Here is a 22,794-nt window from a genome sequence, read left to right on the forward strand (position 1 = left end):
GGTTCGGGGGATCCGGGCGCGTAACGGTGGCTGACGGATGATACAGCACCGCCGTTGGGCGGGGGCGTCCCCGGAAGGCTGAACGGCATCGACCAATTTATATAGAACCTCTGAACAAACCTAACGAGCAAAGGAGGATTATACAATGCTTGCTGGACAGCCCATCATTATTTTGCGGGACAACGTTGAGCGCACTCGCGGATTCGAGGCGCAGCGCTCGAATATCATGGCTGCAAAGGCAATCGCGGCCGCCGTTCGGACGACGCTCGGTCCCAGGGGAATGGACAAGATGCTGGTCAGCTCCAGCGGTGACGTGGTGATCACGAACGACGGGGCAACCATCCTGCACGAGATGTCCGTGCAGCACCCCGGCGGCAAGTTGATCGTCGAGGTCGCGGAGACCCAGGACGACGAGGTCGGCGACGGCACCACGACTGCGACCGTGCTCGTCGGGTCCCTTATGGAAGAGGCAGAGACGCTGCTTGCCCAGGAGGTGCATCCCACCATCATCGCGCAAGGCTACCAGCTCGGCATGGAGAAGGCCCTTGCAATCCTCAAGGAACTGGCCATCTCCATCAGTGCCGACGACCAGGAAAACCTCATCAAACTCGCCGGAACCGCCATGACCGGCAAGTCCATCGAGGCAATCAAAGACCAGATCTCCACCATCGTGGTGGACGCAGTGCGGCTGGTCGCGACCGAGACCGGTCAGGGCACCTACGCCGTGGACGAGGACGACATCAAGATCAAGAAGCAGGTCGGCGACTCCATGGACGACGCCGAACTGATCCGGGGCATCGTCATCGACAAGAAGCGCGTCTTCGAGCAGATGCCCGATAAGATCAAGGACGCCAAAGTTGCCCTGCTCGCCCAGCCGCTCGAGATCACGAAGACCCAGGTGAAGTCGAAGATCAAGATCACCTCCTCCGACCAGATGAAGGCGTTCTCCGAGCAGGAGCGCGAGTCCCTCCGGGAACTTGCCGAGCAGATCGTTGCCGCCGGCGCGAACGTCGTCCTCTGCCAGAAGGGAATCGCCGATGCGGTGCAGTACTACCTGGCCAAGCACGGTGTCTACGCCATAGAAGACGTGAAAGAAGCCGACATGAAGTTCGCCGCGAGAGCGCTCTGCGGCAGCATCGTCAACAAGCCCGAGGAACTCACCGGGGAGACGCTCGGACACGCCGAGGCGGCCAAGGAGGTCCCCGACGCCGACCTGACGATCATCTCCGGGTGCGAAAACCCGAAGGCCGTCACGATCCTCCTGCGGGGCACCTCCCAGCTCCTGCTGGACGAACTCGAGCGGGCGGTCTACGACGCGGCCCGGGTCGTCCAGGACGCCATCGAGGACGGCAAGTTCGTCGTCGGCGGCGGATCGGTCGAGACCGAACTCCAGATGCGCATCCGCGACTACGCCGCAACCGTCGGCGGCCGGGTTCAGCTCGCTATCGAAGCGTTTGCGAACGCTTTCGAGGTCGTCCCGAGGACGCTCGCGGAGAACTCCGGATTCGACACGATCGACAAGGTTGTCGCTCTCCGAAAGGCCCACGCCGACGGCGCGAAGCATGCCGGGCTCAACGTCTACACCGGCGAGGTCGTCGACATGCAGGAGGCCGGGGTCATCGAACCCGAGCGGGTGAAGACCCAGGCGATCAAGAGCGCGACCGAGACGGCCATGCTCCTCGTCCGCGTCGACGACATGATGGTCACCCAGGCCGGACAGCCGGCCGCACAATAAGTCACCCGCGCGAAGAGGCCAGGAAGATCCCGGCTTCTTCTTCTGCTATTTCTTCGTCCTGCGGAACGCTCCGCCCGCGGCAAAATATCAGCGCCGTATCCGGGTTGATCCCGAAGGAGAGGAGAGCGATCTCATACGTGTCGCCCGGCTGCCCGCGGTAGACCAGCACACGACCGTCCGGGATAAGGGTGAACCGACAGAGCATATCTCGATACTATTATAGCCGTAGAGCCTAAATACTCTAGGCCGATTCTGTGCCGAGGTAGTCTAGTCCGGGAAGGCGGTGGCCTCGAAAGCCACTGGTGTTCGGCACCTCGGGAGTTCAAATCTCCCCCTCGGCGTTTTCAGGTTCCTCATATAGGGCCCGGCACGCCCCCGGGACGGGGCGGAACCTGGTTTTCGGGACCGTTTACCGGAACCTTTTCTGCGATCCCGGTATCGGCGCGGATGCGTGCGGTTCCGGGAGAGATATTTATGGTCACGGTAAACCACAGTTGGTACGTAGCGCCTGCTGTCCGGGATCATCCCGCGCCGGCCGATGGAGATCTCCCGTGTACCACTGCTTTGACGAACTCGACGATGCCGTCGTCATCCTTGACCGGGATAACACCGTTGTGCGGCTGAACCGATCGTTTTGCGAAACGTTCGGGATCGGCGATGATGCTGCCCGCGGCATGGAGATAGGCGACCTCATCGCCCGCCACCTCGCACCGCTCTTCGAGGAGAGGGACTCTGCCGACCGGATAATCGAAGCACTCCGGAACCGCGAGGAGGTGACGCACGAGACCTGCCGGATGCGAACCTCCACCGGTGAGGTGCGTCACTTCTCCTTCTCGTGCCGGGTGATCTCCGGCGAGCCCGGCGCCGGGGAGAGGCTTGCACGGTTCCGGGAGATCACTCCCGGACGTCAGGAGGAGATGGCACGGATCAGGGCCGAGTCGGTCTTTACCGCCGTCGGAGAACTGGTGCCCTACGGCCTCTGGGTATGCGGGCCGGACGGCAACGTGCTCTATCTTTCCGCCTCGTTCCTCGAACTGGTGGGAAGGACGATCGAGGAGTGCCGGCACGCCGGGTGGCTGGAGTGCATCCCGCTCGAGGACGCGGCAGCAGTGCGTTCCGACTGGAGACGGTGCCTCGATATGGGGTGCCGTTGGGATCGCGAGTTAAGGGTTCCGGATCCCGACGGGGAGTGCCGTACCATCCTCTCCCGGGGAGCGCCGATCCGTGACAGGGACGGGCAGATCGTCCTCTGGGCCGGAATCAATCTCGACATCACCGCGAGAAAACAGGCCGAGCGGCTCACCGCCGTCCGTGCGGCGCAGCAGGCAGCCATCGCGGACCTCGGCCAGTTCGCTCTTGCAGGGGCGGAGCTTCCCGAACTGATGAACGCCGTGGTCCGGATGGTGGCGGAGTGTCTGGGAGTCGAGTACGCCAAAGTGCTCCGGTACCTGCCCAATGAATATCTTTTCATCCTCGAGGCGGCGGTGGGATTCGGCGGAGTCCGGGTCGGTACCGAGAAAGTGGATGGAGGAACCGATTCCCAGGCGGGGTACACCCTTCTCTCTCATGAGCCGGTGATCGTCGAAGACTTCGACGCCGAGACCCGGTTCCGGGGCCCGGCCCTCCTGCGAAACGAGGGGATCCTGAGCGGCATCAGCGTCATTATCCAGGGTGACGAGGCACCGTACGGGGTGCTCGGCGCCCATACCCGGACCCTGCGCAGGTTCACCCGGGACGACATCAACTTCGTCCAGGCGGCCGCAAACGTTCTGGCACTGGGATTCAAGCGAAAGGCGGCCGAAGAGGCGCTCAGCAAGAGCGAGGAGAAGTTCCGCGAGATAGCGCAGCGGAGTTTCGACATGATCTACACCTGCTACCACGACCGGGGGATCACCTACATGTCCCCGGCCGTGACCCGCATCCTCGGCTTTACCCCCGCCGAACTCATCGGCTGCAAGTGCCGTGACTACGTCACCCCCGTATCGCTCGCCGCATGGGAGGAGGGGCAAAAGAAAATGGCGAGAGGCGAATCGATCGAAGGGCTCGAAGTCGAGTTCCGCCGAAAGGACGGAACGACGGCCTTCGTCGAGCTGAACGAATCCCCGATCGTGGAGAACGGAAAGGTGGTCGGCGTCCAGGCGGTGGGAAGAGACATCACCGAACGGAAACAGACCGAGCAGCTTAACCAGCAGGCGTTCGAGCAGATCGAACGGAACATCGAGCAGTTCGCCGTCCTCGGCGATCACATACGCCAGCCCCTGCAGGTGATCCTCGGCATGGCCGACCTGGCCGACGATCCGAAGACGTCGGCGGTTATCCACGATCAGGTCGAGCGGATCAACGAGTATATCAGGCAGCTGGACCGGGGATGGGTGGAGTCGCGGGAAGTTCGCGCGTTCCTCCGGCGGCACGACCGGGAGTGACGTCCGGCCTACCTGTAGCGCCGGGTAAGCGGTTTCTCCGTGACAGAGTCTATCCCGACGTCGCAGTCCTGTATCGCGCCGTGCCCGGAAAAGACCGAACGGATCTCCTCAAGAATCCGCTCGGCCAGTATCCGCGCGTCGCGCTCCTGGTCGGTGTCCATCTCGATGAACCCGGTCAGTTCTATACGGAACTTTTTCATGCCTCTGCTTGCCTCCGTCTCACTGCAGCATCCGCTTGCATCCTACTGTGTCTCTCCGATACTGCGGAGAACTGCCTGCATGACCCTGTCCACATGCTCCCACGTGGGGTTATCCGCGCTCATACCCGGACGCCGGACGATGAAGGGGCGTCCTTCGTCACCGGCTTTGCGCATGTCGGGGTCCAGAGGGATATTGCCGAGATACGGCACGCCAAGGTCCTCTGCGGCCTTCTTCCCCCCGCCCTGTCCGAAGAGGTCGATCTCCTTGCCGCAGTGCGGGCAAACCATGCCGCTCATGTTCTCGACTATCCCGAGAACCTTAATATCCATTTTCTCGACGAACTTTACGGCTTTGGTCGAGTCGAGTATGGCAACCTCCTGCGGCGTCGTAACAATAACGGCACCGGCAACGTTCGGGGCGAGCTGGATGATCGATAACGCCTCGTCTCCCGTGCCCGGGGGCAGATCCACCACGAGGTAGTCCAGGTCTCCCCAGTTGACATCCGCGAGGAACTGTTTGATGACCTGCATCTTCATGGGGCCGCGCCAGATGACAGGAGTGCTCTTATCCGGCAGGAGAAACGCCATCGAGACGACGCCGAGTGCCGGCACCACGTATACCGGTTCGATCCTCGTGCCGTTCGTCGACGTGAGTTTGGTCTCCTCGATGCCCAGCATCTTGGGGATGTTGGGGCCGTGGATATCGAGATCGAGAAGGCCCGTCTGGTAGCCGTGGTTCGCAAGCGCCATTGCAAGGTTCGCGGCCACCGTGCTCTTCCCGACGCCACCCTTTCCGCTCAGCACCAGGATGACGTGCTTGACGCTCACGGAAACCTTTTCAAACGGGTTTTTCTGCTGCTGTCCGGCATCCTTCGTTGTATTGTCTGTTTCTGCCATAACGTACCCTCAACACCTCATCTCCAGTGGGCGGAATCGTCCGTCCACCGGTCACGAAGTGATTGTGAGCCCGCACGAGTGTTCTTCCCGAACAGGGTCATGCAACACGGCTCGCACAATAATGTTAACAACGTTAACAGAAAGTAGTATTGATACTTACATGTTCGGCCCCTCTCAGGGATCCACGGCACCCACCGGATCTACTCCCTGAACGGTTCTCCGCCGGGAAAGGGCCGGAGATCGGTTCGAAACCTGTCTTGCCGGGAACCCCACGTTAAAGTGAGGGTATTGACACAGGGTAGAACGAGGGATATGTGATGGCATTTGATCTATCGAAATGCGACTTCTCCCGCTGCAGGGGAGAATGTCTCGCCCGCTGCCCGTACGTATCATACGACGAGGACGACGCAAAGAGAGCAATGAAGTCCCTGATAGAGGGAGAACGCCACCAGATCCTGAAAGAGTGCATCACCTGCGCAGCGTGCAACGATTTCTGCCCGCTGGGCGCCGATCCCTGGGACCTCATCGCACGGCGGCAGGAAGAGACGGATGCTCTCGGCATCCCGGCGGACGCGAAGCCGTCGAGCGACTGGCTGACGAAACCGGCCGTAGTCATCCGGAGAGGAAAGCCGGGCGGGGCGCTGATCTCGGCCGGCGGGATCTACGAGGTGGTGCCCCAGGCGGAGTTCCTCACGGGACAGGTGTTTGAGGACGCAACCATCATCGGGGGAGGGCCGTACGCGTGCGGGTTCACCGAGACCCACCTCGGCCGGGCGTCCCGGCCGCTGAAGAACCTCCCGCAGTTCATCGAGAATCTCGCGAAAGCGGCCGAAGAGTTCGGGGTCGACGAGATCGTCTTCACCCACGACGCCTGCTACAACGTGGCGACGACCCTCGCGATGCAGCAGGGGGTAGAGGTGCCGTTCCGGCCGGTTCATCTCCTCGAGCACATCAGGAACTGGCTGCGCGACCACCCCGACCGGATCAAAAACCCGCTCGGCATCAGCATCGCGGTGCAGGGCGGCTGCACGACGCGCTACGCCCCGAGAGGCGGGGACCGCGAGATCTGGTCGGACTGGCTCGCCGATATCTTCGAGATGATCGGTGTAGAGTCCGTCGAGGAGAAGCGGACGTATACGGGAGATGACCGGCTCTGCTGCGGGTGCGGGATCTTCCACACCCAGCACGAGCGAGCGGTCGATATCCAGCGTAAAAACATCGGCGATGCCGCCGAAGCCGGCGCCGAAGAACTCGTCTTCATCTGCCCGGCCTGCATCTCCGTGATGCGGGCGACCTGCCGGAAGATGGAGATCGAGCCGATCTACATCACCCAGCTCGTGAAACAGGCGCTGGGCGAGGAACTCGGCCCTGCCGGAACCGCCGCGTTCGGGTATCCGGTGAAGTAGCCAGACGAGGTGAGAAGAATGGTGAAGTTTACGAAGGAGATGAAAGAAGCCCTGCGGGTTCCCGGCAAGGGAGGGAGCCTGATCTACCTCTGCACGTCGAGCAGGGACGGCAACCCGAACATCGCCGCGATGCGGTTCGTCGCCACGCACATGGACGACAAGATCCTGATCGCCGATATGTTCCTCTTGAAGACGAAGGCGAACATCAAGGAGAACCCCGAGGTCGCGGTCACGATCTGCCACCCGCTCGACGAGGGGCGGTGGTGGGTCTTCAAAGGTAAGGCCGTGGACATGGAGTACGGGTTCCCGCGCGATTTCGACTGGTACGGCGCGAACGCGACGGATATCCTGAACGAGTGGGGGAACTGGAACAAGGCCGAACCGCCGGATGAGGTGCCGCCGGACATCGTCTTCCCGAAAGCCGTCCAGCGCGGGGTCGTGGTCGTGCATGTCGAGGAGGCCTACTCCATCGAGCCGGGGCACGTGGGAGAGAAGGTTCTAACGGGGTGATCGAGATGACGGTGAATCTTACAGACAGGATGAAGGCCTGGATCGAGGCGATGGGCTGCCACCTCTGCGTCGCGACGCCGGAGGGCGTGCCGTTCGTGGTGCTGGGCCGCTACGCCGAGGTGACGGGCAACGGCGAGGTGGCGTTCGCGCTTGCACAGGACGAAGCGAAGGTGATCGCGCCCGTGCTGTCGGAGAATTCCCGGGTGGCGTTCGGCGTCTCGCGCCAGGGCGGTATCCGCGCGGCGTACCAGTTCAAGGGAACCGGAGAACTCCTCCGTTCCGGATCGGTCTTCGACACGATCGCGGCACAGGCAAAAGAGGAGAAAGGGATTGACGCGGAATCGGTGCTCCTCGTCCGCCTGACCGAACTCTACTGCACGAAGCCCGGGTACGAGGCCGGGCAGCGGCTCGACGGCATGACGCCGGAGGAACTCGATGCGTGGGAGCGGCAGCGCTGGAAGGACGTGCCGAGGAAGAGGGACTGATTTCTGATGAGCAGCGACGAAAAAAAGATTCCTAAACAGTTCCCCTGGATCATCCCCTTCTCGTGCGAGGGGTGCGGCGACTGCGTCGAGGTCTGTCCGACCGGCTCGATCGAGCTCGTGGATCTCGGAAAGAAGATCGACAAGGCCTGGATTACGAACCCGGAGACCTGCATCGGCTGCGGGAAGTGCGCCGATGCCTGCGTCGTGGGCGCCGTGCAGATGACGTCCTACGTCGAGAAGGCGCTCAAGCGCTACCGCGAGAAGACGAGCCCGGAGTAATTCCGGGATCAGGCTCCTTTTTTACGTTCCATGAGTGGTGTCTCGCTGTCGATGGAAACAAGGGCATCCTGAAACACACACCTATGAGAGTGTGTTGGGCCACAGCACCTACCAGTACGCTGGACCGTGGTGGCTGCGCACCTGATGGTGCTCGAGCTTCTGCCCTTCGGCCAGTCGCTTACCGCCATTGGGGGAACGACTGTCCGCAGGACGCGACAGTTCGCTAGAACTGGAGCGTGAGCACCGAAGGTGCGAGACAGGAGTTCGAGAAATCTGAAGGGGTTCGCTGTGTGAGCGAAAGCGAAAACGAGAAGACCGAAGGTCTTCGCTGTGGGGCTGACAGGGAGTGCGAGCGAAGCGAGCTTGAGCACCGGAGGTGCGAGTGCGATGCTCCGGAGGAGCGGAGCACGAGAAGCCGTGAGGCGTCGAGGTGCGAACGGAGTGAGCATGAGAAACTCGAAGAGTTTCGAGGGGGGAGCGAAGCGAACACGAGAAGAACGAAGTTCTTCGAGGGAGCAGCCCCCCTCCCCTGTCTCTACTCCATAAGGCTATACCTGTGACCCCCACCCCACCCGGCCTCCGGCCTCCTCCTCCGCACCTTCGGTGCTCAAACTCCTGCCGTCCGCTACGCTCCCGGCAGTCGTTCCCCGCCCCAAGGGGCGGGGGCAGTGCGTGGCGATAGCCGGTGGGAAGCCGTGTCCCGGGAGCGAGTTGGGATTCTGTTCTTTTTCGGAATCTCCCCATACTGTGGACCGTGGGGATATCGCCACGGGGGTGGGGCTGACGGGGAGGGGGCTCGCCCCCTTCCCTGTCTCTGCCTCATGTCTTCAGTGTCCAGAATCAATTTCTACAGATAACTATACGCCTGTAACCTCCACTCGAAGACCTTCGGTCTTCTCAAGCTCCGGACGTCCTGTCCGTCGTTCCCCGCCCCAAGGGGCGGGGGCAGTGCATGGCGATGCCCGGGAATATCGGTTGATGGAGTTATGTGAGTAGAACGGAGCTGCCCTGAAATACCTCCTGAAGAAAGTAGAGGGATTCAACAAAGGCCTTGAATCCAGACTCATACCTGGTTCTACAGAAACCCAAACGACTCAAGCAGCACGTCGGCATTCAGGCTGCCGAAGTGATGGACTTCGCCGCTCTCCGAATCGTTCACCGTGACCTCCGCCGGCGAGAAGGCAAGCAGCGAGTCCACCTTGAGGAAGTCGTAGCCGGCATCCTTGAGCACCCGGGCAAACGGCCTCCCGTAGTCGGGGGAGGTCTGTGAGGGGAGGGTCGCAAAGACCGGGTCGTAGCCCTCCGCGACGAGGGAGACCGAGCCGTAGTAGATGTTGCAGTCGTTGGTCGTCCCCATCGCCTCGATGCCGGTCCGCTTTACGGGCGCGATCGGCGATCGGCCCGCCGCGTGGCTGATGCGGAGGACGTCGTATCCTTTCTCCTCGAGTTTGTGGAGGGTCGCCGTGACGACCCGGCCGGAGATCTGCACCGAGCCGACCAGGCTCCGGGTCGGGGCGACGAGGACATAGAGGTTTTCGGGTTCGATGCCGCACTTCTCCGCGATGAAGCCCGTGACTTCCTCGCCCGGGAGGGTGTCCGCCTCCAGCGCGAGGATGCCGATCTCAGAGGTGTCGCGGTAGCCAAGCATTTTGTAGGTATTTTTCGGCTTTAAGGAGAGCGCCCGCGCCGGACCGGAAGCCATCGCGGAGTAGCCCCCGGCCTTGAGCACCCATCCCGCCTTCTGCGAACCGAGGCACGCGAGAGCGGGGCGGCTCACGGTGAGGTGCAGGAACGGGACGGGCACGCCGCCCACCCGGCCCATGGTTATCGCCGTCGTCGCAAGCCCCGCAAGGCAGATCTCCACGAAGAGGGCCCCCGCCCGGTAACTCCCGGCGACGTGCACGCCGCAGTCGATGCACGTCGCACCGTTCTCCTGCTCCGCGACCGCCACCCCGAGTTCGTCCCGGCGGTCGATCAGTTCTCTGACGGCGGGCATCGCCGTGCGGTTTACGCTGAGCATCGTCCTCACCTATCTCAGCGGTAGGGTGCAGATCGCTTTAGCAGTTCCCCTCCAGGCATGCAATCCGGTCCGACGCGCACCCGGCAACGACCGGCTTTATGCAACTGCCCGAGAAATAGGTAAGTACCTATGCCGGACAGCACGAACAACAGTTCATCGGCACGCTTCGTGGACGGCGCGATCCCCGCCGGCCTCCTTGCCGCCGTGCGGTCAGGGCGGCCGCTGGTGCATCACATCACGAACAGCGTCACGATCAACGACTGCGCGAACATAACCATCTGCGCCGGGGCCGCCCCGGTGATGGCCGAGGCCCCCGAGGAGGTCGGCGAGATGGTCGCAGCCGCCGGAGCCCTCGTCCTGAACATCGGGACGCTCTCCGCCACGCAGGTCGAGGCCATGCTGATCGCCGGGCGCCGGGCAAACGAACTCGGTATCCCGGTCGTCCTCGACCCGGTCGGCGTGGGGGCGACGGAGTTTCGGACAGCGACCGCCCACAGACTCCTCGATGCCCTGGATATCGCCGTCCTGAAAGGGAACGCCGGGGAGATCGGCGTCCTTGCCGGGACGGGCGGGAGCGTCCGGGGGGTCGACTCGGGCGGCGTTGCGGGAGACCCCGTCGAGACTGCGCGGGAGTGCGCACGCTCGACCGGAACAGTCGTGGCGATGACGGGGGCGATCGACGTTGTGACCGACGGTAGCAGGGTCTTCCTTGTCAGGAACGGCAACCCCGCGATGGACCGGCTCTCGGGGACGGGGTGCATGGCCTCCTCGGTCACCGCGGCGTTCGTCGCGGTCGCGGACGACTATGCGGTCGCGTCGGCCGCGGCGCTCGCGGCCTTCGGCCTTGCCGGGGAGCGGGGCGCGGCAGGGGCACGCGGCCCCTACACGTTTCGGACGGCGCTCTTCGACGAACTTGCCGGGCTTTCACCCGATGACCTTGCCAGGCATGCACGGATCGAGGAGCGGTAATGGCGTATGACCTCTACGTAGTCACCGACGAAGCGATCGGGCGCGGACGCACTCACACGGAACTTGCCCGCCTCGCCGCCGCCGGCGGCGCGGACGTGATCCAGCTCCGCGACAAGAGGCTCCCGGGCCGGGACCTCCTCAGCGCGGCGGTTGCCATACGCGAGATCACCCGTGACGCCGGCGCGCTCTTCATCGTGAACGACCGCCTGGACGTGGCCCTTGCGGCCGGTGCCGACGGCGTTCACCTCGGCGCAAGCGATCTGCCGTGGGCGAGGCGCGGCGCATCGCCCCGCCGGGGTTCGTCATCGGGGCATCGGTCGGGTCCGTCGCCGCGGCTGTCCGGGCCGCCGCAGCGGGTGCCGACTACGTGGCGCTCAGCCCGACGTTTGCGACCGGGTCAAAGGACGACGCGGGGCCGGGGTGCGGGCTTATAGCGCTCTCGGAGATCAGGGCCGCGGTCTCCCTCCCGCTTGTTGCTATCGGGGGCATCACCGCCGGGAACGTCTCCGACGTCATCGCCGCGGGTGCGGACGGCGTCGCGGTGATCTCGGCGGTCGTGGGGGAGGACGACGTCACCGCCGCCGCACGCGACCTCCGCGCACGGATCGCCGCGGCGAAAGCGGGAGGGCGTTAATCCGCCGGGCAGGTCGCCGGGGAAGCAGGCGTCCGCTGGTGGAAGAGCGCCCGCCACCGGCCGTCGCTCCGTGCATACACGGTCGATACAAAGATCGTCTGCCCGCCGAAGGAGACGGTATACGTGAGGACGGCTCCCTCCTCCCCGACGGAAACGACCTTCGGGTCCGTGATCGTATACGCCGGCAGCTCGTTGGGGTTCTCCACGAGATCACGAAGGATCCCTTCCCTGTCCAGGACTCCGAAAGGAGTGACGACGAGGGCTTCCGGCGCGAGATAATCACGGTAGAACTCCACGTCCCGGACATCGGCAGCCCTCCAGGCCCGCTTCTCGAGATCCAGCAGAATAGATAACAGGTCTTCCATAAGGAGCGTCTGGACGCACGAGTCGATATTAATCGTTTCCCCGGGTCCTGTCCACCCTGAGAACAGCAAGGTTAAACAGGGATGTTGTCAAGTAAAACATTTTAAATCAACTCAAAAGTAAAAGAAATCACTTTAATATCAGTATAGCGGGTACTGAATGGTATCCATGTCAAAAAATGCCATAGCACTGGTCACGCTCGCCCTTCTCCTCTTCGCGGCGGGATGCACCACCGTCACCGGGGATAACACCGCTGCCGGCGACGACGCCACACTGCTCGTCTACTCCGGCGCCGGCCTCAAGAAGCCGATGACCGCAATAGGAGAGGCGTTCACCGAGAAGTACGGTATCGACGTCAAGTACACCTTCGCCGGTTCGGGCACGCTCATCGCCCAGATGGAACTCTCCCAAAAAGGCGACGCCTTCATTCCCGGCGGGACGCCCGACTACCGGATCGCGCAGGATAAAGGACTGGTCGGGGAGCCCGGCTACGCCGCCTACCACGTCCCGGTGATCGTCGTCGCGAAAGGAAACCCGAAGAACATCGCCTCGGTTGACGACTTTGCCCGGCCCGGACTGAAGATCGCGCTCGGCGGCGCGAACACCACCGCCATCGGCAGGGCCGGCGACAAACTCTTCCGGGCGCACGGCATCCTCGACGCCGTCGAGACAAACGTCATCCTCCGGGGGCCGACGATCAACGAGGTGGTCGTGGCGATGAACATGGGCACCGCCGATGCCGCGCTCATCACGCTCGATATGGTGAACCCCGAGACGATGGACACGATCGCTCTGGCGCAGGAAGACAGCCTCACCCTTATCGTCCCGATAGGGGCGACCACCTTCACGGAGCAGCCGGACGCCGCTCAGGCGTTCGTCGAGTTCGTCACCTCCGACGAGGGGAAGGCAATCTTTGTCGACCACGGGTTCCCGGCCTACCCCGACCCGGCATACGCGGGGGTGGAGCCATGAACGGCACGGAATACACCTGCAGGGCCATCGGCGTCGCCCGGACGCCGTTCACCGACCCGGCCGCCACCCCCATCCAGGCGACCTTCGCCACCGCCCGCGGGACGGTGGAGGTCTACCCCGAATTCCGGGACGGTCTTGCGGCGCTCGCGGGGTTCTCCCACCTCATCCTCATCTACCGGTTCCACCGGGCCGCCGGTGAAGAAATCGCCGAACGACCGCTCGTCGACGGCACCGAACCGCACGGCATCTTCGCCACCCGGCACTTCAACCGCCCGAACATGCTCGGGATATCGGTCGTCAGGCTTACCGGGATTGACGGCGCCACGCTCGCCGTCGAGGGCATCGACCTCCTGGACGGGACGCCGATCCTGGACATCAAGCCCTACATCCCGGCGTTCGACAGCCTTCCCGATGCTGCCTCAGGGTGGGTGACGCCGCAGCACGTCGAGCAGATCAAAAAACAGAGCGCGTCCTTCAGGGTAGATTAACTGTGTTCCCGAACCGGGCCGCTCTCCCCCGCCCCTCCCCGTTCAAGGCGATCTTTCTCGCCGTCTCGTTTTGCCTGATCGCCTACATGCTCGTCGTCATCGCCGGCCTCGTGGTCTATCCGCCGCTCCCGGCTCTCATCGAGAGCCTGCTCTCCCCCGAGATCCTCTTTGCCGTCGAACTCTCGCTCGTCACCTCGGCGGTCTCTACCGCCTTCTGCGTCATCGCCGCCGTGCCGGTCGCCTACTCGCTCGCCCGGTTCTCGTTTCCCGGCAGAGGGGTGGCAAACACCATCTTCAACATCCCGCTCACCCTCCCGCCGCTCGTTGCGGGCGTGGCGCTGCTCATCTTCTACGGCCCCTCGACGTTCGGGAAGATGCTCTCGGAGTGGGGACTCGATGTCATCTACACCCCGCTCGGGATCGTCGTCGCCCAATTCTTCGTCAATCTCCCTTACATGGTGAGGGTCACACGCTCGGCCTTCGAGACGATCAACCCCCGCTACGAGCATGTTGCCCGGACGCTCGGGTGCACCGAGTGGGGCGCGTTCCGCCAGGTCACCCTTCCTCTCGCCAGAAGCGGCCTCATCGCAGGTCTGGTCATCACATGGTCGAAGTCCATCGGGGAGTTCGGCGCGGTTCTCATGCTCGCGGGGGCCACCCGGATGAAGACCGAGACCCTGCCCATCGCGCTTTTCCTGAACATGTCGACCGGGGATCTCGACCTTGCCGTCGCCGCGTCCGTCATCCTGATCGCCATATCGGTGATCTCACTCGCGGTCTTTGAACGCTACACCGGCGGACGAGGGGTGTTCTAGGTGCTCAGGATCGCCGGGCTCGCCAAACGTCTCGGGGACTTCGCTCTCGACGGCGTGGATATGACCGTCGACGACGGCGAGTACTTCGTCGTCCTCGGCCCGACCGGCGCGGGAAAGACCATCCTCCTCGAGACCCTGGCAGGGATATACTCCCCGGACGCCGGAACGATCGATCTGGACGGCCTTGATATCACCCGCACCGACCCGAAAGACCGGGGGATCGGCATGGTCTACCAGGACTACATGCTCTTTCCCCACCTCACCGTCGGGGAGAACATCGGGTTCGGCCTCAAGCAGAGGAAGACCGATCCCGCCCGCATCAGGGAGAGCGTGCAGGAGACCGCGGCCCTCCTCGGGATCGGGCATCTCCTGGATCGGACGACGGGGACGCTCTCCGGCGGCGAGCAGCAGCGGGCGGCGATAGCCCGGGCGCTCGTCCTCCGGCCCCGCGTCCTGCTCCTCGACGAACCGCTCTCGGCGCTCGACACCGTCACCCGGGAACGGCTCCGGAGGGAACTGAAGGCGATCCACCGGACGACCGAAACGACGGTCATCCACATCACCCACCATTTCGAGGATATATTCGCCCTTGCCGACCGGGTGGCGGTGATGCAGGACGGCAGGATCGTCCAGACGGGCACGCCTGATGAGGTCTTCCGGAAACCTGCCACCGAGTTCGTCGCCGCCTTCACCGGCATGGAAAACGTCTACTGCGGGGTTTCCAGGGTCCGGGACGGGGAAGCGGCGATCGACCTCGGGGAGATCGTCGTCCGGACTGTCACCGCGATCGAGGGCGACGTCTGCGTCGGCATCCGGCCTGAGGAGGTGATCCTCTCCCGCCGGCCGTTCGAGTCGAGCGCCGCAAACACCTTCCCGGGCACGGTGATAGAGATCCGGCAGAACGGAATGTTTTCACGGGTCGTCGTGGATACGGGACTGCTTTTCGTCGCCGTCCTGACCCGGCAGAGCGTCGCTCGCCTGGGCCTCGTCGAGGGCGAGCCGGCCAACGTCACCTTCAAGGCCTCCGCGGTCCACGTCTTCAAGCGGTAGTATTTATCCGGTCCCCCGGCGCAGGGGCGAGCCGATGAATGCCGACGATATCCGGGAAGAACTCGTCTTTGCCGCCCGGGAGGCCGCCCTCGCCGAGCGGTTCGGGATACCCGCCGACGCGCTCGTCCCCCTTCTTTTCTCGCTCCGTTACGGGGGTGACTGGAGCTACGCCGCGGAGGGGCTCACCGCGATATCGGCGGTGAAGAAAACCACGGTCTACGATGATGAACGGCTGATAGGTTACTCGCTTGAGGAGATCTTCCTCTTCGTCGACCCGGTACTCCTGCACCGGGAGGGAACCGTCTACCGGCTGGAGAAGTGCGGCAGCGCTCCCGCGCGGCTGCTCGTAAAACGGCCCTACCGGGTACGGCTCGGCGCCCGCCGGGTCATCAGGGCGACCGTTCACCCGCTCGAGAGGACGATCCGGGCCGAAGACCTCGATGCCGCAGAGATGGAGTTCTCTGGCTCCACCGCCTGCGGGATCGACCACGAGATGGAGCACCTCGCCGGGCGCGAGATCCGCGGGGAGGGGCTCCGGACCTTCCGGTTCGGGTGAGGAAGTTTGTGCGGCCGGGAGAATAGAACGCCATATAACGCTCTCGTACGACCACACCCCTAAAAGGGAAGATGTGTTGTGGGGAGGCCGGCCCCGAACCGCCCCTTACACCTTCCGAAACAGGTTCTTCTCCGCACCGCACCGGGAGCATGCCCAGGTTTCGGGCAGGTCTCCAAACTCCGTGCGGGCCTCGATCCCCTGGCCGGGCTCGCCGGCCCTGGGGTTGTAGACGTAGCCGCAGAGTCCGCACCGGTATGAATCCATCATCTCCTTCACCTCACCGCCCCGACCGGCCGCAACGTCGACCGGGGCACGGCCACCATGTACCCTCTGAGTGATAAGTACTCCGGTCAGGAGATCGGGAGATGGGGTTTTCCGTCGGCAAGCCCATCGGGGACGACCGGTACGGTGAAACGGCCGGCATACTGCCCCCCGGGCGAATCGCTCTTCGAGGCGGAGGAACCGTAGCCCTTCCGGTTCAGGCGAGAGAGCGATACGCTAAACGGCGCGCGTAACCAGAAGAAAAGACCGGATCCGGTCAGGAACGGCTCTCTCCTTACACCTTCTTAAACCGGCTCTTCGGCGCACCGCACCGGGGGCATTTCCAGGTCTCGGGCAGGTCTTCAAAAGCCGTGCCGGGCTTGACGCCGTGGTCGGTGTCGCCAATTGCCGGGAAGTAGACGTAGCCGCACAGAGTGCACCGGTATGAATCCATTGCTTCTTCACCTCTCCGCCCACCGACCGCGAGGACGGCAGGACATACGATCCCTCATACTCCCTCGTGAGGATAAGCGCTCCGGTCACGACACCGGGAAGAGGAGCTCTTTCCCCGTGCAGCCGTCGAGGACGATCGAGCGTTCTCCCCGCTCCGAGGCGAACCGGATCAGGTAGACCGGGTAGTAGATCGTCTCGAACCCGACGATCTCCGCCGTTGGTTCGAGCCCTTTGAGAATCGTCCGGAGCGACGACTCCGTGACCTTCGCCTCGAGGGGCTTCTCCCGGAGCGACTCCATCGGGGGGTCCGCTCCCTGCCTGAGGGAGGAGAGCGCCGGGACATCCGCCGCAAGCAGGGGCACGTAGACCTTCGTGTCGCCCACCGTCTTCATCTCCGTGATGAGTTTCACATCGGCAAGGCTCTTCATCGCCTTCTTCACCACGCCGGGCGCAAGGTGGGTATCGGCCTCGATCTCGGTCAGGGTCGAGCCGCCGTTCGCGAGCCCGGCAACGATCTTCACCGCGGCCTCGTCGAGTCCCAGGAGCTCCGAGAACCCCGGCCTGATCTTCATCCCCCGATCCACCTCGATGATACAGCCGGTACAGCCGTCGAGGACAAACGAAGCAGTTCTCGTCGATTTCCGGAGAAGTCCGCCGATGTAGCGGACCTCCACCCGGTGGAGCGGGCGGTAGATCCGTTCTCCCGAGACTATCCGTTCTTCGGGTTCGAGGATCCGGTACCGGCGTTTCCGTTTGGCCTTCGCGATATCGAGCGCTTCCTCGCGGAGCAGCACCGGGATCACCGCATTCTCGACCGCGGGCGGAACCTCCGGCTCTTCCAGGGAGGTATCCTCAGGAGCGCAGGGTTCGGCGCGGACCGGTTCCGCCCGGGAAGGCCTGGCAGGCTTGACCGGCTCAACCGGTTCTGCGGGCACGAGTTTGGGCGTCAGCCCCCGGTGTTCGCACAGCCGGGCTCCAAAGCGCATCTTCGTCGCATTCTCCCTTGAGAGTTTGCCCATCACGAAGAACTCCCCCGGCTCGAGATCCGCGAGCTCTCCAGCCTCCTTCCGGGACGAGAAGAAGAGACTGACCGCTTTCAAGTCGTTCTCGATCGAGAGCTTCCCGAGGATCTGGCTGTTGCACTGCGAGAGGACGTTCTTCGTCACGAGCGACGGCCGCTGGGTCGCGACCAGGAGGCCGAGTCCGCGCTTGCGCCCCCGGCGGGAGATCTCCTCGATCTTCTTGATGGATTCCCCCGACTGGGGAATGAACTTGTCCGCCTCCTCCACGATCAGCAGGAACGGCTGCTTTAACTCGCTCTCAAGGTCGTAGAGGACTTCCGCAAGGTAGGACACCCGTTCCTGCATGTCGGCTTCCGAGACATCGAAGATCACCGCCGTCCGGGAGCAGATCGCGTTCTGCATCAGTTCCCGGAGGTTCACCTGTCCGATATCCACGTCGCAGTCGTCGGTGGAACCAATCCAGAGGAGGGGGAACCGGTCCCTGAGCGAGAAGTACTCCCCCTCCGTATCGATGAGGCAGAACCCTACCCGTGCCTGCAGGAGCTGCTCGCAGAGAACCGCGATGCCCCAGCTCTTCCCGGCACCCGACTGCGCGATGACACAGGTCCTGCCCGTGACGAGTTCCTGGGCGTCGATGGCGACGTCGCGGTCGCCGTCCTTTCCGATTACGATCTCCATCAGTTCAAGAAGATCACAGGACGGCGAGAGGTTTAACGCTTCCTTTTCGTTTCAGTGATATTTGTTCGGGGGATCGGGCACCTCTCGTCAGCATTTGTTCCTGCGGAGCGAGAGGAGGACCCCGAAAGCCGAGAGAACCGCAAAGGCGAGGAAGATCAGCCGCAGGCTCGCGAGGAACTCAGGGAATATCGCCGGGGTAACGGTCGTCGACCCCATGATGACCGCAAAGACCACGAGAACCGCCCCCATGCTCAGCATCATCCCGAGCGACCGCATCATGGCCACCATCGCCGACGCGCTTCCGTAGTAGCGTTTCTCCACGCAGCCCATGATGGCGGTGGTGTTCGGGGACGAGAAGATCCCGAGCCCCACGCCCAGCAGCACCAGGAGGGCGAGGATCGCGGCGATCGGCGTCGTCTCGCCGAGCAGCGAGAAGCCGAAGAGGCCCACGGCCGTAATCCCCATCCCCACCGAAGCGACGAGCCCGGGCTGCATCCGGTCGGCCAGGCGGCCCGCCGCCGGGGCGACGAAGACCTGGACGATCGGCTGGAGGAGGAGGAGGGTGCCCGCGGCGACGGGTTCGTAGCCCCGGATGTACTGGAGGTAGAGGGAGAGGAGGAACCCGACCGCGAACGTTGCGCTGTAGTTGATCAGGGCGGCGGCGTTCGAGGCGGCAAAGACCCGGTTCTTCTCGAGAAGCGTGACCGGGAGAAGCGGGTTTTGGCGGCCGCGCTCCACCCGGAAGAAGACCGCCCCGAGCACCAGGCCGCCGCGAGGAGCGTTGCGCCGGTCGGGGTGGTCACCCAGGCCAGGCCCAGGAAGAGGCAGAGGATCAGGGCGGAGGAGAGGATCAGACCCGCGACGTCGAAGTGCTCCCGCTGCCGCTCGTTTAAGAACGCCGGGAACTTTCCGGCGTAGAAGAGGACCGGGACGGCGAGGAGCGCGGTCACGATGAAGATGCTCCGCCAGCCGAGGAACTGGGTCAGGGCGCCCCCAAGGAACGGCCCGAGCGAGAGCCCGGCGTAGACCGCCGTCGTATTCAGCCCGATCGCGTAGCCTCGCTCGCCGGGCGGGTAGAGGTGGGTGATCAGGGCCACGCTGTTTGCGTAGATCATGGCGCCGCCCATACCCTGGATGAACCGACAGACGAGGAGGAGATCCATCGTGGGCGTGAGGATGGTGAGGAGCGACCCGGCGGTATAGACCACGATCCCGGCTAAAAAGACGGTGACCTTCCCCCGCGAGTCGCCGAGCCTCCCTGCCGGGAGGAGGAAGATGACCGATGCGAGGAGATAGGCGCTCGTGACCCAGGCAAGCGTGGCGGCGTCGGCGGAGAACTCCCCGCCGATGGCGGGCAGGGCGAGGTTGATGGCGGAGCCCGTGAAGGGGTTTAAAAACGTGGCGACGGTGACCAGTATGAGGATGAACCTTCGCGAATACGATTTGCTCTCTTCCTGCTCCACGGTATCCCTCGTGCCCCTGAAACATCCCGATCCTGCCCCGGGTATGCGTGATTAAGTGTTCGCGGCGAGCGCAGATAAGAGCACTGCCGCCGCCCGCGGATTACTTTAATGAGAACGGCACCGGAGAGAGTATGCCCGACCCTCCCCCCGAGACCCGACAGGATCTCCGCGATCTCTCGATCCGGCTCATCCTGCTCCTCGGCGCGGCAAGCCTCTGCGGGAGCCTCGTCTCGAACGGCGCCAGGAGCGTCACCGGCCCTTACATCCTCCTCCTCGGGGGAAGCGCGGCAATCGTCGGGCTGGTCGCCGGAGCCGGCGAGTTCATCGGGTATGCCCTGCGTTCGGCCACCGGCATCTACGTCGGCAAAAACCACCGATACTGGAAGGCGGCGACGGCCGGCTACGGCCTGCTCGCCGCCATCCCGCTCCTTGCCGTCGCCGGACGGTGGGAGACTGCCGCCGTTCTCATCATCGCCGAACGGATAGGAAAGGCCGTCCGGACACCGGCGCGCGACACGATCCTCTCTCACGCGACGACGGCCGTCGGGAGAGGGTGGGGATTCGGCGTCCACAAGGCGCTCGACCAGGTCGGTGCGGTCGCCGGCCCGCTGGTCATGGCCGCCGCCCTGGCCGTCACCGGCGGCTACGGCGTGGGGTTCCTCCTGCTCGGGATTCCTCTCGCCGGTGTTGCAGTCGCTCTCTTCCTCGCGCAATCGGAGGTGCCGAGACCGGGACGCCTGGAAGGAATGGGGGAAGGGGACAGGGACAACCTGCCCGGGATCGTGCCGTATGCCGCGTTCGTATTCCTCGGGATGGCCGGGTTTGCCAGTTTCCCGCTTATCTCCTTCCACTTAAAAGCCCAATCGATCGTCCCCGACGCCGCCATCCCTCTCTTTTACGCCGCCGCGATGACGGTCTCGGTTGCCGTGGCGCTGCTCGTCGGGCGGGTCTTCGACCGCATCGGCACCCATATCCTCCTCGCCATCCCGGCCCTCAGCATCGCGACGGTCGTGCTCGCCTTCTCGCCCGAACCGGGCGCGGCAGTCGCGGGAGCGCTCGCCTGGGGAGCCGGGATCGGGATCTTCGAGCCTGTTCTCCGGGCGTCGATCGCGGAGTCCACGGCGCTCGACCGGAGGGGGAAGGTCTACGGGAACGTGAGCGCGGTCTTCGGGACGGCGTGGTTCGTGGGGAGTGCCGTGATGGGCGTCCTCTACGACGTATCGATCGGGCATATCGTCGCCTACGTCGTCGTCGTCGAGGCCGCGGCGGTCGCCGCCTATCTCTGGATGTACCGCTCCCGGATCGTGGTGAGGCTCCAGGAGGGGCTCGGGGAGATCATCCCGTAACCCTGCGCCGCGACACCATCCACGCTTTCAGCGCCCCCCCGATCGCACCGCCGACGGCGCCGAGGATGCCGAAGTAGAGGGCGAGGGCAAAGAGGAGAACGGCAACCCCGAGGCCGATGAGGGTGCCGAGAGGGCCGAGGAGCGCCGTCCCGCCGACGACGGCGACGACCGAGAAGATCGCGGCGACGATGAGCCCGCCGAGGAGTCCGCCGAGCGCGCCCCGAACCGCTCCCGGGGACCCGAGGTAACCGCCGACGATCCCCCCGGCGATCGGACCCCCTACCGGGAAGAACGGGCTGACAAAAAGCATGAATACGAGGCCTACGAGCGTGGAGAGCCAGAAGGGACCATTATTTTCCGCCAATCGCTCCTCCGAAACGAGAAGAGCCGGGGAGAAGGCCCCCCGGCGTTCGACCTCCGATTACCGCCGGATTGCCCCGGCGATGACGCCGCCGATCAGGGAGAGAAGACCCTGGTAGACGAACGCCATCACGATGATGACGAGCGACGTTCCGAGGCCCGTGATGAACCCGAACGCGCCGAGGAGAACCGTGCCGCCGACGAGGAGCAGCACCGCGATAACGATGGCGCCGAGGATGCCGGCAAGCAGCCCGGCCTTTGCACCGTTCCCTATCCCGCCCCGGACCATCCAGCCGGCGACGAACCCGCCGACCAGTGGTCCGATGACCGGCAGCAGGAAGCCGAGAACAAGCCCCACGAGCCACCCGACGATGACTCACGTCCAGAAGTTATCCGCCATAACCTTCCATCACCGGCGGGACTTCGGGAACGTGGTATATAAGCGTTGGGGCGGGTGGCCGTTACGGGCGAAGCCGGGTTCCGGCCCGCCCGGCAAGCGCCGTCGATGCCTCTTCGAGCGATGCGATGATCGCCCGCTTTCCTCCGGTCTCTAGGAACTCAATAGCCGCCTCGATCTTCGGCCCCATCGTCCCGGGAGGGAACTGCCCCGCCGCGAGGTGCTCCCGTGCCTCGCGGACCGTCATCTCGCTGATCTCCTGCCGGTCGGGCCGCCCGTAGTTCAAGGCCACACGCTCGACGTCGGTCAGGATCAGGAGGTCTTCGACACCGACGAGCCGGGCGAGGATCGCCGCGGTGTAGTCCTTATCCACGACCGCCTCGACACCCCGGAGGGCGCCTCCACCGTCCGCGACCACCGGGACGCCGCCCCCGCCCGCGGCGATCACGATAGCCCCGGCGGAGACGAGCCGGACTATCGCCCGCTCCTCCACGAGGGCGATCGGGCGCGGCGAGGGGACGACCCGCCGGTAACCCTCCCCCGGGATCCGGACCATCCGCCAGCCCTTCTCCGCTTCCAGCCTCTTCGCCTGCATCGGCGTGTAGAACGGGCCGATGGGTTTTTCGGGGCTCTCAAACGCCGGATCGTCGCCGTCCACCAGGGTCTGGGTGAGCACCGTCGCGACCGGGCGGTCGAGCCCGGCCTCCCGGAGCGCCTCCTGCATCGACTGCTGGAGCATGTAGCCGATCATCCCCTGGCTCTCCGCCCCGCAGACGTCGAGCGGCATCGGCGGGAGGGTGTCCTTCGCGAGCTCGTTTCGGAGGAGGATATCTCCCACCTGCGGCCCGTTCCCGTGGGTGACGGCGACGGTGTAGCCTTCGGCCGCGATCTCTGCGATGCGGCGCGACGCCTTTCGGACGTTTTCGAACTGATCCTCGGCCGTCCCGGTCTCCCGGTGCTGCAGGATGGCGTTGCCGCCGAGCGCGATCACCACCGTTCTTTCCGCCACCCC

Annotated in this window: 27 protein-coding genes, 1 tRNA gene and 1 pseudogene; 16 read left to right on the top strand and 13 right to left on the bottom strand. The window is 64.3% G+C overall.

Annotation, left to right across the window (positions count from 1 at the left end):
- The first annotated feature begins 145 nt into the window (after window positions 1–145).
- Window positions 146–1,735 carry a thermosome subunit alpha gene (thsA, locus tag EI28_RS02650; protein ID WP_048112433.1) on the top strand — a complete coding sequence of 530 codons (1,590 nt, stop codon included), beginning with the start codon at window positions 146–148 and terminating at the stop codon, window positions 1,733–1,735.
- 1 nt (window position 1,736) lies between these two features.
- On the opposite strand, the gene EI28_RS02655 is transcribed toward thsA, so the two are convergent.
- Complete coding sequence (locus tag EI28_RS02655) at window positions 1,737–1,940, bottom strand: hypothetical protein (protein ID WP_048112434.1); 204 nt, start codon at window positions 1,938–1,940, stop codon at window positions 1,737–1,739.
- A gap of 51 nt (window positions 1,941–1,991) precedes the next feature.
- On the opposite strand from EI28_RS02655, the gene EI28_RS02660 reads away from it, so the two are divergent.
- Both EI28_RS02660 and EI28_RS02665 read left to right on the top strand, forming a co-directional pair.
- Window positions 1,992–2,076: transfer RNA gene (locus EI28_RS02660), tRNA-Ser, on the top strand.
- A 210-nt stretch (window positions 2,077–2,286) separates the two neighbouring features.
- Window positions 2,287–4,158: a PAS domain S-box protein gene (locus EI28_RS02665; RefSeq protein WP_048112435.1), complete on the top strand. Its 1,872-nt coding sequence runs from the start codon at window positions 2,287–2,289 to the stop codon at window positions 4,156–4,158.
- Between the two features lie 8 nt (window positions 4,159–4,166).
- On the opposite strand, the gene EI28_RS02670 is transcribed toward EI28_RS02665, so the two are convergent.
- The gene (locus EI28_RS02670) at window positions 4,167–4,358 is read right to left on the bottom strand and encodes a hypothetical protein (protein WP_014866047.1); all 192 of its coding nucleotides are present in this window, start codon (window positions 4,356–4,358) and stop codon (window positions 4,167–4,169) included.
- 42 nt (window positions 4,359–4,400) lie between these two features.
- Window positions 4,401–5,255 (bottom strand): Mrp/NBP35 family ATP-binding protein, encoded by an 855-nt coding sequence (locus EI28_RS02675; protein WP_048112436.1) that lies wholly within the window; start codon window positions 5,253–5,255, stop codon window positions 4,401–4,403.
- A gap of 317 nt (window positions 5,256–5,572) precedes the next feature.
- On the opposite strand from EI28_RS02675, the gene EI28_RS02680 reads away from it, so the two are divergent.
- The 5 genes from EI28_RS02680 to EI28_RS13905 all read left to right on the top strand — a co-directional run bounded on the left by EI28_RS02680 (window position 5,573) and on the right by EI28_RS13905 (window position 8,495).
- Complete coding sequence (locus tag EI28_RS02680; RefSeq protein WP_048112438.1) at window positions 5,573–6,661, top strand: (Fe-S)-binding protein; 1,089 nt, start codon at window positions 5,573–5,575, stop codon at window positions 6,659–6,661.
- Window positions 6,662–6,679: 18 nt separating this feature from the next.
- A complete protein-coding gene (locus EI28_RS02685; RefSeq protein WP_048112441.1) occupies window positions 6,680–7,171 on the top strand; it encodes a pyridoxamine 5'-phosphate oxidase family protein in 492 nt (163 codons plus the stop codon).
- 5 nt (window positions 7,172–7,176) lie between these two features.
- On the top strand, window positions 7,177–7,656 hold the full coding sequence (locus EI28_RS02690) for a hypothetical protein (protein WP_048112493.1): 480 nt from the start codon (window positions 7,177–7,179) through the stop codon (window positions 7,654–7,656).
- Between the two features lie 6 nt (window positions 7,657–7,662).
- On the top strand, window positions 7,663–7,935 hold the full coding sequence (locus EI28_RS02695) for a 4Fe-4S dicluster domain-containing protein (RefSeq protein ID WP_014866042.1): 273 nt from the start codon (window positions 7,663–7,665) through the stop codon (window positions 7,933–7,935).
- Window positions 7,936–8,225: 290 nt separating this feature from the next.
- A complete protein-coding gene (locus tag EI28_RS13905) occupies window positions 8,226–8,495 on the top strand; it encodes a hypothetical protein (protein WP_156147523.1) in 270 nt (89 codons plus the stop codon).
- Between the two features lie 515 nt (window positions 8,496–9,010).
- Here EI28_RS13905 and mch read toward each other — a convergent pair.
- Window positions 9,011–9,955 (bottom strand): methenyltetrahydromethanopterin cyclohydrolase, encoded by a 945-nt coding sequence (gene mch, locus EI28_RS02700; RefSeq protein WP_014866041.1) that lies wholly within the window; start codon window positions 9,953–9,955, stop codon window positions 9,011–9,013.
- A gap of 129 nt (window positions 9,956–10,084) precedes the next feature.
- Here mch and thiM point away from each other — a divergent pair, with 129 nt between their 5' ends.
- Both thiM and thiE read left to right on the top strand, forming a co-directional pair.
- Window positions 10,085–10,924 carry a hydroxyethylthiazole kinase gene (thiM, locus tag EI28_RS02705; protein ID WP_048112443.1) on the top strand — a complete coding sequence of 280 codons (840 nt, stop codon included), beginning with the start codon at window positions 10,085–10,087 and terminating at the stop codon, window positions 10,922–10,924.
- A pseudogene (thiE, locus tag EI28_RS02710) lies at window positions 10,924–11,558 on the top strand (thiamine phosphate synthase). The gene thiM and the pseudogene thiE overlap by 1 nt, the downstream one beginning before the upstream one ends.
- Here the strand turns inward: thiE and EI28_RS02715 are convergent.
- Window positions 11,555–11,923, bottom strand: a complete 369-nt coding sequence (locus EI28_RS02715; RefSeq protein ID WP_048112445.1) for a nuclear transport factor 2 family protein — start codon at window positions 11,921–11,923, stop codon at window positions 11,555–11,557. The pseudogene thiE and the gene EI28_RS02715 sit on opposite strands and share 4 nt — an antisense overlap.
- A gap of 166 nt (window positions 11,924–12,089) precedes the next feature.
- On the opposite strand from EI28_RS02715, the gene modA reads away from it, so the two are divergent.
- From modA to EI28_RS02740, 5 genes are read left to right on the top strand one after another with little or no spacing between them, the layout of a single operon-like run.
- Window positions 12,090–12,893, top strand: a complete 804-nt coding sequence (modA, locus tag EI28_RS02720) for a molybdate ABC transporter substrate-binding protein (RefSeq protein ID WP_048112446.1) — start codon at window positions 12,090–12,092, stop codon at window positions 12,891–12,893.
- Window positions 12,890–13,381, top strand: coding sequence for a tRNA (N6-threonylcarbamoyladenosine(37)-N6)-methyltransferase TrmO (gene tsaA, locus EI28_RS02725; RefSeq protein WP_048112448.1), 492 nt, complete (start codon window positions 12,890–12,892; stop codon window positions 13,379–13,381). The genes modA and tsaA overlap by 4 nt, the downstream gene beginning before the upstream one ends.
- A gap of 2 nt (window positions 13,382–13,383) precedes the next feature.
- Complete coding sequence (locus tag EI28_RS02730) at window positions 13,384–14,196, top strand: ABC transporter permease (protein ID WP_048112450.1); 813 nt, start codon at window positions 13,384–13,386, stop codon at window positions 14,194–14,196.
- A complete protein-coding gene (locus EI28_RS02735; RefSeq protein ID WP_048112452.1) occupies window positions 14,197–15,246 on the top strand; it encodes an ATP-binding cassette domain-containing protein in 1,050 nt (349 codons plus the stop codon). It abuts the gene before it with no gap.
- 34 nt (window positions 15,247–15,280) lie between these two features.
- Window positions 15,281–15,802 (top strand): hypothetical protein, encoded by a 522-nt coding sequence (locus tag EI28_RS02740; protein WP_048112454.1) that lies wholly within the window; start codon window positions 15,281–15,283, stop codon window positions 15,800–15,802.
- 105 nt (window positions 15,803–15,907) lie between these two features.
- On the opposite strand, the gene EI28_RS02745 is transcribed toward EI28_RS02740, so the two are convergent.
- From EI28_RS02745 to EI28_RS15255, 5 genes are all read right to left on the bottom strand, one after another.
- Window positions 15,908–16,069: a rubredoxin gene (locus EI28_RS02745; protein ID WP_338151806.1), complete on the bottom strand. Its 162-nt coding sequence runs from the start codon at window positions 16,067–16,069 to the stop codon at window positions 15,908–15,910.
- Between the two features lie 289 nt (window positions 16,070–16,358).
- Window positions 16,359–16,517, bottom strand: a complete 159-nt coding sequence (locus tag EI28_RS02750) for a rubredoxin (protein WP_011843108.1) — start codon at window positions 16,515–16,517, stop codon at window positions 16,359–16,361.
- 85 nt (window positions 16,518–16,602) lie between these two features.
- Window positions 16,603–18,216: an ATP-binding protein gene (locus EI28_RS02755; RefSeq protein WP_048112457.1), complete on the bottom strand. Its 1,614-nt coding sequence runs from the start codon at window positions 18,214–18,216 to the stop codon at window positions 16,603–16,605.
- An 87-nt stretch (window positions 18,217–18,303) separates the two neighbouring features.
- The gene (locus EI28_RS15250; RefSeq protein ID WP_255342060.1) at window positions 18,304–18,978 is read right to left on the bottom strand and encodes an MFS transporter; all 675 of its coding nucleotides are present in this window, start codon (window positions 18,976–18,978) and stop codon (window positions 18,304–18,306) included.
- On the bottom strand, window positions 18,867–19,679 hold the full coding sequence (locus tag EI28_RS15255; protein ID WP_255342061.1) for an MFS transporter: 813 nt from the start codon (window positions 19,677–19,679) through the stop codon (window positions 18,867–18,869). Before EI28_RS15255 ends, EI28_RS15250 begins: the two co-directional genes overlap by 112 nt.
- Window positions 19,680–19,810: 131 nt before the next feature.
- On the opposite strand from EI28_RS15255, the gene EI28_RS02765 reads away from it, so the two are divergent.
- Window positions 19,811–21,025 (top strand): MFS transporter, encoded by a 1,215-nt coding sequence (locus EI28_RS02765; protein WP_048112458.1) that lies wholly within the window; start codon window positions 19,811–19,813, stop codon window positions 21,023–21,025.
- Here EI28_RS02765 and EI28_RS02770 read toward each other — a convergent pair.
- From EI28_RS02770 to arcC, 3 genes are all read right to left on the bottom strand, one after another.
- Entirely contained in the window at window positions 21,015–21,389 is a 375-nt protein-coding gene (locus EI28_RS02770) for a DUF5518 domain-containing protein (protein WP_155937223.1), read from the bottom strand. The two genes, EI28_RS02765 and EI28_RS02770, sit on opposite strands and share 11 nt — an antisense overlap.
- 57 nt (window positions 21,390–21,446) lie before the next feature.
- On the bottom strand, window positions 21,447–21,758 hold the full coding sequence (locus EI28_RS02775) for a DUF5518 domain-containing protein (protein ID WP_048112460.1): 312 nt from the start codon (window positions 21,756–21,758) through the stop codon (window positions 21,447–21,449).
- Between the two features lie 88 nt (window positions 21,759–21,846).
- Window positions 21,847–22,791, bottom strand: a complete 945-nt coding sequence (arcC, locus tag EI28_RS02780) for a carbamate kinase (protein WP_048112461.1) — start codon at window positions 22,789–22,791, stop codon at window positions 21,847–21,849.
- Between the last annotated feature and the right edge of the window lie 3 nt (window positions 22,792–22,794).

The sequence above is a fragment of the Methanoculleus sp. MH98A genome (genome assembly GCF_000691865.1).
GTDB lineage: Archaea > Halobacteriota > Methanomicrobia > Methanomicrobiales > Methanoculleaceae > Methanoculleus.